General features: G+C 69.6%; 6 protein-coding genes. 3 read left to right on the top strand and 3 right to left on the bottom strand.

Annotated elements, in window-relative coordinates:
- Positions 1-2 precede the first annotated feature (2 nt).
- On the bottom strand, positions 3-3683 hold the full coding sequence (locus ABD327_RS07415) for a multifunctional oxoglutarate decarboxylase/oxoglutarate dehydrogenase thiamine pyrophosphate-binding subunit/dihydrolipoyllysine-residue succinyltransferase subunit (RefSeq protein ID WP_344449457.1): 3681 nt from the start codon (positions 3681-3683) through the stop codon (positions 3-5).
- A 248-nt stretch (positions 3684-3931) separates the two neighbouring features.
- Positions 3932-4978 (bottom strand): NAD(P)H-dependent amine dehydrogenase family protein, encoded by a 1047-nt coding sequence (locus ABD327_RS07410; protein ID WP_344449455.1) that lies wholly within the window; start codon positions 4976-4978, stop codon positions 3932-3934.
- A gap of 230 nt (positions 4979-5208) precedes the next feature.
- Between ABD327_RS07410 and ABD327_RS07405 the strand changes: the two genes are divergently transcribed.
- A complete protein-coding gene (locus ABD327_RS07405; RefSeq protein ID WP_344449454.1) occupies positions 5209-6108 on the top strand; it encodes an SDR family oxidoreductase in 900 nt (299 codons plus the stop codon).
- Between the two features lie 2 nt (positions 6109-6110).
- A complete protein-coding gene (locus ABD327_RS07400) occupies positions 6111-6902 on the top strand; it encodes an enoyl-CoA hydratase/isomerase family protein (RefSeq protein WP_344449453.1) in 792 nt (263 codons plus the stop codon).
- Positions 6903-6974: 72 nt separating this feature from the next.
- On the opposite strand, the gene ABD327_RS07395 is transcribed toward ABD327_RS07400, so the two are convergent.
- Entirely contained in the window at positions 6975-7166 is a 192-nt protein-coding gene (locus tag ABD327_RS07395) for a ferredoxin (RefSeq protein WP_344449452.1), read from the bottom strand.
- A gap of 254 nt (positions 7167-7420) precedes the next feature.
- On the opposite strand from ABD327_RS07395, the gene ABD327_RS07390 reads away from it, so the two are divergent.
- Positions 7421-8083: a class I SAM-dependent methyltransferase gene (locus tag ABD327_RS07390; protein WP_344449451.1), complete on the top strand. Its 663-nt coding sequence runs from the start codon at positions 7421-7423 to the stop codon at positions 8081-8083.
- Positions 8084-8172 lie beyond the last annotated feature (89 nt).

Below are 8172 nucleotides of genomic sequence, written 5' to 3'. Positions count from 1 at the left end.
GGTCAGCCGCTGGGGAACAGGCGCGAGAGCATCGCCTCCTGCTCGGCCTGGTGCGTCTTCGCCGAGCCCACCGCCGGGGAGGAGGAGGCGGGGCGGGAGACCAGGTTCAGCTTCCGGCCGTCCAGGTAGTTCCACAGGACCAGGGCGAAGAAGGGCCAGGCGCCCATGTTCTTCGGCTCGTCCTGCACGTACGTGATCTCCACGTCCTGCGGGTACTTGGCCAGCTCGGCCTTGATCTCGTCGATCGGGGACGGGTAGAGCCGCTCGATCCGGATCACCGCGGTGTCGTCGGCGCCCGCCTTCTTACGGGCGGCGACGACGTCGTAGTAGATCTTGCCGGTGGTGAACAGCACCCGCCGGACCTTCGCCGGGTCCGCCGCGGTGTCGGGGATGACCGGCTGGAACGCCCCGCTGGTGAACTCCTCCACGGACGAGGTCGCGGCCTTGGAGCGCAGCAGCGACTTGGGCGTGAAGACGACCAGCGGCTTGTGCCGCCCCGAGAGGGACTGCCAGCGCAGCAGGTGGAAGTAGTTCGCCGGCGTGGTCGGGTAGACGACCGTCATGTTGTCCTGGGCGCACATCTGCAGGTACCGCTCGATGCGGGCGGAGCTGTGGTCGGGACCCTGGCCCTCGTACCCGTGCGGCAGCAGCAGCGTGACCGAGGAGCGCTGACCCCACTTCTGCTCACCGGAGGAGATGAACTCGTCCACGATCGACTGGGCGCCGTTGGCGAAGTCGCCGAACTGCGCCTCCCACAGCACCAGGGCGTCGGGGCGCTGCAGCGAGTAGCCGTACTCGAAGCCCATCGCCGCGAACTCGCTGAGCAGCGAGTCATGGACGTAGAACTTCGTGGTGCCCTGGAAGAACCTGCTGAGCGGGGTGTGGGTCTCACCGGTCTTGCGGTCGACCAGCACGGCGTGGCGCTGGCCGAAGGTGCCGCGCTGGACGTCCTGGCCCACCAGGCGGACCGGGTGGCCGTCCATCAGCAGGGAGCCGAAGGCGAGCAGCTCGCCGGTGGCCCAGTCGATGGCGTCGTCGTCGATCATCTTGACCCGCCGGTCGAGGACCGGCTGCAGCCGCGGGTGCACCGTGAAGCCCTCGGGCAGGTCCACCTGGGTGTTGATGATCTCCTTGACGGACTCCAGCGGGATCGCCGAGCCCGCCGCGCCGTGGTCGATCGGGATGCGGTCCTCGTCCGGCGGGCGGATCACCGCGCCCGGAGCCGCGGGCTGCCCCGCGGCCTCCCGCACCTCGGTGAAGGCCCGCTCCAGCTGCTGCTGGTAGTCCTGCAGCGCCTGCTCGGCCTCCTCGACGGTGATGTCGCCGCGGCCGATGAGGGCCTCGGTGTAGAGCTTGCGCACCGAGCGCTTGGCGTCGATCAGGTCGTACATCAGCGGCTGGGTGAACGAGGGGTTGTCCGCCTCGTTGTGGCCCCGGCGCCGGTAGCAGACCATGTCGATGACGACGTCCTTCTTGAACGCCTGCCGGTACTCGAACGCCAGCCGCGCGACCCGGGCGCAGGCCTCGGGGTCGTCGCCGTTGACGTGGAAGATCGGCGCCTGGATCATCCGGGCCACGTCCGTGGAGTACACCGACGAGCGGGAGTACTCCGGCGCGGTGGTGAAGCCGACCTGGTTGTTCACCACGATGTGGATGCTGCCGCCGGTGCGGTAGCCGCGCAGCTGGGACAGGTTGAGGGTCTCGGCGACCACGCCCTGCCCGGCGAACGCCGCGTCGCCGTGGATGAGGATCGGCAGGACCGAGAAGCCCGCCTCACCGGTGTCGATGACGTCCTGCTTGGCGCGGACGACGCCCTCCAGCACCGGGTTGACCGCCTCCAGGTGGGAGGGGTTGGCCACCAGCGAGGTGCGGATGGTGTGCCCGTCCCAGGACTGGAACTCGCCCCCGGCGCCCAGGTGGTACTTCACGTCGCCGGAGCCCTGCGCGGAGCGCGGGTCCAGGTTGCCCTCGAACTCGCCGAAGATCTGCGAGTAGGACTTGCCGACGATGTTGGCCAGGACGTTCAGCCGGCCGCGGTGGGCCATGCCGATGACGGCCTCCTCCAGCCGCTCCTTGGCCGCGGCGGAGATCACCGCGTCCAGCAGCGGGACCAGGGACTCGCCGCCCTCCAGCGAGAAGCGCTTCTGGCCGACGAACTTGGTCTGCAGGAAGGTCTCGAACGCCTCGGCGGAGTTGAGCCGCCGCAGGATGTGCAGCTGCTCCTCGCGGCTCGGCTGCTCCAGGGGCACCTCGACGCGCTCCTGGATCCAGTCGCGCTCCTCGGGGTCCTGGATGTGCATGTACTCGATGCCGATGGTGCGGCAGTAGGAGCTGCGCAGCACGCCCAGGACGTCGCGCAGCTTCATGGTCGGCTTGCCGCCGAAGCCGCCGGTGGCGAACTCGCGCTCCAGGTCCCACAGCGTCAGCCCGTGCTGGAGGATGTCCAGGTCGGGGTGGCGGCGCTGGCGGTACTCCAGCGGGTCGGTGTCGGCCATGAGGTGGCCGCGGACCCGGTAGGCGTGGATCAGCTCGTGGACCCGGGCGACCTTCGCGATGTCGTTCTCGTGGCTCGCGGAGATGTCCTGGACCCAGCGGACCGGCTCGTAGGGAATCCGCAGCGACTCGAAGATGTCGTCGTAGAAGCGGTCCTCGCCCAGCAGGAGCTGGTGGATCCGGCGCAGGAAGTCGCCCGACTGCGCACCCTGGATGATGCGGTGGTCGTAGGTCGACGTGATCGTCATGGTCTTGCTGATCGCGGCCCGCGCGAGGTTCTCCTCGGAGGAGCCGGCGAACTCCGCCGGGTACTCCATCGCGCCGATGCCGATGATCGTGCCCTGCCCCGGCATGAGGCGCGGCACCGAGTGCACGGTGCCGATGGTGCCGGGGTTGGTCAGGCTGATCGTGGTGCCCTGGTAGTCCTCAAGGGTGAGCTTGTTGGCCCGCGCCTTGCGGACGATCTCCTCGTAGGCCGCCCAGAACTGGCGGAAGTCCAGGCTGTCGGCCGCCTTGATGGACGGCACGACCAGCTGGCGCTGCCCGTCGGACTTCTTGAGGTCGATCGCCAGGCCGAAGTTCACGTGCTCCGGCTTCACCATGGTGGGCTTGCCGTCCACCTCGGTGTAGTAGGCGTTCATCTCGGGCAGCGACCGGAGCGCCCGGACGACCGCGTAACCGATCAAATGGGTGAAGGAGATCTTGCCGCCGCGACCGCGCTTCAGGTGATTGTTGATCACGATGCGGTTGTCGATCAGCAGCTTGGCGGGGACGGCCCGCACGCTCGTGGCGGTGGGGACGGCCAGGCTGCTCTCCATGTTGGTGACGGTCCGCGCCGCCACGCCCCGCAGTTTCACCTCCTCGGCGCCCGTCGCCACCGGGGTGGGCGGCTGCGCGGCCTTCGGCGCCGCCGCCGGAGCGGGGGCCTTGACGGCGGGCTTGGGCGCCGCCGGGGCCTTGGCCGCGGCCGCGGGTGCGGCGGGGGCCTGAGGTGCCGGAGCCGCCGTGGAGGCGTCTCCGTTCAGGGGGATAGGGGGCTTGGCGCCCGGCTGATAGTCCGCGAAAAAGCTCCACCAGGCCTTGTCGACCTTCTCAGGGTCTTCCAAGTACTTCTGGTAGAGCTCATCGACCAACCACTCGTTTGCGCCGAAATCACTTAGATCGGCAGGGGTGTGCGACTCGCTCGACACGGCGGAGATCGCCCTCTTCCGCAGCTCGCAGGTGGGTTCTAAACGTTCATAAGGCTACTCGCCTCGGAGGGCATCTGCGGCGTCGTCACCGCCGCGCGGGGGTTCCCCGCGCGCAACGAGGCGATCTCTGAAGGATAAAAAAGGTTTTCGAGTGCTCGTGACGGGAGTTCTCACGGGGGGAGGGGGGCGGACGGCGGACACCTTCGATCTTCGGGTTCCTCGGGAATCCGCCGCGCTCTTCCGGCAGGTCAGGGCCTTGTGAACCGGCCCGGGACCAGGGGGAGGTCCAGCAGCGTCCGGATGCCGGGCGGCGCCGCGCACACCGCGGCGACCGAGTTCAGGGCGTGCCCGGCGGCGGCCGTGACGCCGTTGGTGAGCCAGTCCTCGTCCAGGGCGAGGGCCATGGAGGGAGAACCCTGGATGCGCAGCGCGTACCCCGGCTCGTACCAGGCGTCGATCCTGCGGGCGTCGGCCTTGTGCGCGATCTCGATGGTGATCGTCGGCACTCCGCCCACCCGTCCTGTGAGGGTCCAGCGGTCGGCCGCGACGGTGCCCCGGGCGATGGTCCCGGACGCGATGTCGAAGTCCTCCGGGGCGTGCAGGTGCTCGTGGTCGAGGTCGATGTCGTCGAGGTCGACGCGGAGGCCCGCGGCGAGCAGGTGCATGCTCTCGGTGTAGAGCTCGCGCATCATGCCCCTGGCCCAGGGGAGCATCTCCAGGTACTCCTCCTCCGCCATGCCGAAGCCCGCCAGGCCGCGGACGAAGCGCCTGGAGGGGTGGCCGGCGAAGTCGAAGCAGTCCCGGACGTAGAGGTGGTCGATCCGGCGGGCCAGCCCGGACAGGACGAGGGGGAGCTTCTCTCCGGTGAAACCGGGGCTGACGCCCGTCCCGTGCACGGACGTGCCCCCGGCGGCGCAGGCGTCTTCCAGCGCCTCCACGAACTCCGGGCCTCGGGCGTGGGGGTAGACGAACCCGGTCAGGGAGACGACGTTCTTGCCCGAGGCGAGCAGCCGGCAGACGGTGGCGAGATCGTCGCCGCCGTACCGGGAGCCGGGCAGCGGCGCGTAGACGACGCAGTCGGCGTCCAACCCGAGGATCTCCTCGGGGTCCCGGGTGGCGAGGACCCCGACGGGGTCGCGCCCGATGATCGTCCCCGCGTCCAGGCGCTGTTTGGCGGGATCGTAGACCCGCACTCCCGCGAGTTCGAACTCGGGGCGGTCGAGCAGGCCGCGCAGGACACCGCGGCCTACGGCTCCGGTGCCCCACTGGACGACCCGCAGCGGCGGTGTGTCCAAGGTCCTCTCCAGGGGTGGAAGATCTTCAGGACCTTATCTGAGATTTTCACGATCGTCTCGCCATCCGAGACGGAAAGGACCTTGGACCCCAATCGGGCGTCTTTCCATCGGGGCCGCATTAGAGCAGGATTCGGTTTGCTGCTACCAATGGGTATTCCCGGGTGGTCAGCTGGACGGCGAGTCCACCAAGAGGTTGATCGGCCCAACGGCTCGAGATCAGGAGCGCACTCATGAGTGAACTGCGGTACGACGGCAAGGTCGCCATCATCACGGGCGCCGGGCAAGGCCTGGGCCGCCAGCATGCGCTGGAGCTGGCGGCGCGCGGCGCCAAGATCGTCGTGAACGACCTCGGCGGCGACCTCCACGGCGACGGCTCCTCCACGGGCCCCGCCCAGGACGTCGTGAACGAGATCGTCAAGAACGGCGGCGAGGCGGTCGCCAACGGCGGCAACGTCGCCACCGAGGAGGGTGCGGCCTCCATCGTCCAGGCCGCGATCGACGCCTTCGGCCGGGTCGACATCCTCATCAACAACGCGGGCATCCTGCGCGACAAGTCCTTCAAGAACATGACCGTCGCCGAGTGGGACGCGGTCATCGCCGTCCACCTGCGCGGCGCGTTCCTGGTCACCAAGGCCGCCTGGCCGCACCTGGTCGAGTCCGGCGCGGGCCGGGTCGTCAACACCTCCTCCCCGGCCGGCCTGTTCGGCAACTTCGGCCAGGCCAACTACTCCACCGCCAAGATGGGCCTGGTCGGCTTTACCAAGACCCTGGCCGCCGAGGGCGCCAAGAAGGGCGTCAAGGCCAACGCGATCGCCCCGGTGGCCTACACCCGGATGACCGCCGACCTGTTCCCGCCGGAGTTCGCCGACAAGCTGGGCGTCGACCTGGTCACCCCGCTGGTCGCCTACCTGGCGCACGAGAGCGTGCCGGAGAGCGGCCAGACCTTCACCGTCGGCGGCGGCCGGATCGCGAAGATCTTCGTGGGCGAGGGCCCCGGCTTCACCAAGAAGGACGGCCTCTCCGTCGAGGACATCCGCGACAGCTGGCAGGAGATCGCCGCGCAGGACCCGCTGGTCGTGCACGCCGACATCAACGCGCAGACCATGGCCACCTTCCAGGCCCTGCAGTAGCGGTGGTCGAGTTCGTCAAACGGGACGGGGTGGCCGTGATCACCCTGTCCCGGCCCGAACGCCTCAACGCGATCTCCTACGAGGACACCGTGGACCTGCTGGCGATCCTCGGCGGGCTCAAGGAGGACCTCGAGACCAAGGTCGTCATCCTGACCGGGGCGGGCCGGGCGTTCTGCGCGGGAATGGACATCCAGCAGGACGACGCGGGCCAGGCGGGCGCGGCCGCCGAAGGGGCGGTCCAGCGGATCTACCGCAACATGGTCCGGGCCGGGGAGCTGGTGCTGGGCCTGCGGGAGATCCCGCAGCCGGTCGTCGCGGCCCTGCACGGGCCGGTGGTCGGCATGGCCTTCTCGCTGGCGCTCGCGTGCGACCTGCGGGTGGCGTCGCCGACGACGAAGTTCATCTCGCCGTTCCTGAAGCTGGGCTTCTCGGCCGGCGACCTGGGCCTGTCCTGGATGCTGCCCCGGCTGATCGGCACGGCCAGGGCCGGGGAGATCTTCTACCGGGCCCAGACGGTCGGCGCCGAGCGCGCGCTGGAGCTCGGCCTGGTCACCGAGATCGCCGAGGACGACCTGGCCGGCGCCGAGGCGCTGGCGGCGGAGCTGATGACGCGCTCGCCGTTCGGGCTGCGGCACACCAAGGAGCTGCTCAACCTGGCGATGGACGCGCCGGGGCTGCGCGCCCACCTGGCCGTGGAGAACCGCACCCAGACCATGGCCTTCCTCACCGAGGACCTCAAGGAGGGCATGGCGGCGACCATGGAGAAACGGGAGCCGAAGTTCCACAACCGCTGATCCGCCGCCGGGCGACCCGGCAACGCCGAAGGGGCGCCACCGAGGAGGTGGCGCCCCTTTCGCGGAGTCGGTTCATTCGGTGACGGACAGGGCGGCCTTGGGGCAGGAGCGCACGGCGTGCCGGACCTTGTCCTGCTGGTCGGCGGGGACGTCGGGCAGCAGGACGTGGAGGTTGTCCTCGTCGTCCAGGTCGAAGACGTCGGGGGCGAGCCCCACGCAGACGCCGTTGGCCTCGCAGACCAGGTAGTCGACGATCACCTTCATGTGGGTTCCTCTCGGATCAGGGTTTGACCACCTCAAGGCCGTCACGGCCAGTTAGCCGAATCATATTCGGTTCGCTCGGGGCCGTGGCGGCTCGGCCCCCGGGCCGTCGCGGCCCTCCTCCGGCACCCAAAGTAGAACACGTTCTAGCGGCCTGCAAGGGAGGCCCCCCGCGGGCTCCTCCGCGCCGGGCGCATAGGGGGACGTAGGGGGCGTTCACGGCTTCCCGGTACAGTTCCCGGCGGAGGTTGATCGAGATGACCGGAACGCTGCCCGCCATGCCCCCCGAACTGGTCCGCGCCGCCGAGTCGGCCAAGGGCTTCATGCCCCCCGCCGAAGGCCGTGCCCTGTACGAGACGGCGCTGGTCTACGGCCGGGTCGGCCCGCTGCTGGAGGTGGGCACCTACTGCGGCAAGTCCGCCGTCTACTTCGGCGCCGCCGCCCGCGAGGCCGGCACCGTCCTGGTCACCGTGGACCACCACCACGGCTCGGAGGAGAACCAGGCGGGCTGGGAGCACCACGACCCGACCCTGGTCGACCCGACGACGGGCCGCATGGACACCCTGCCGACCTTCCGCAGGAACATCGAGCGCGCGGGCCTGGAGGACGTCGTCATCGCCGTCATCGGCACCTCCGAGACCGTCGCGAGGCTCTGGAACACCGAACTCGGCCTCCTGTTCATCGACGGCGGCCACAGCGAGCACTTCGCCGGCACCGACTACGAGAACTGGTCCTCCAAGATCAAGGTCGGCGGCGCCCTCGCCATCCACGACGTCTTCCCCGACCCCGCCGACGGCGGCCAGGCCCCCTTCCACGTCTACGAACGCGCCCTCGCCTCCGGCGCCTTCGAGGAACGCCGCGTGGAAGGCTCCCTCCGCATCCTCGAGAGGGTTTCGGACATCGACCCCCTCACCTCCTGACCTTCCGCACCCAGATCCTGTGAGAGATCCCCGCCGGACTTTCCGGCGGGGATCTTTCGGCTTTTGGCCTGCGTTTTCTTCGGTCGGCT

Source organism: Actinocorallia aurantiaca (assembly GCF_039533685.1).
Lineage (GTDB): Bacteria > Actinomycetota > Actinomycetes > Streptosporangiales > Streptosporangiaceae > Actinocorallia > Actinocorallia aurantiaca.
The sequence above is the reverse complement of the archived record's forward strand: the minus strand, read 5'-3'. Positions and strand labels throughout refer to the sequence as shown.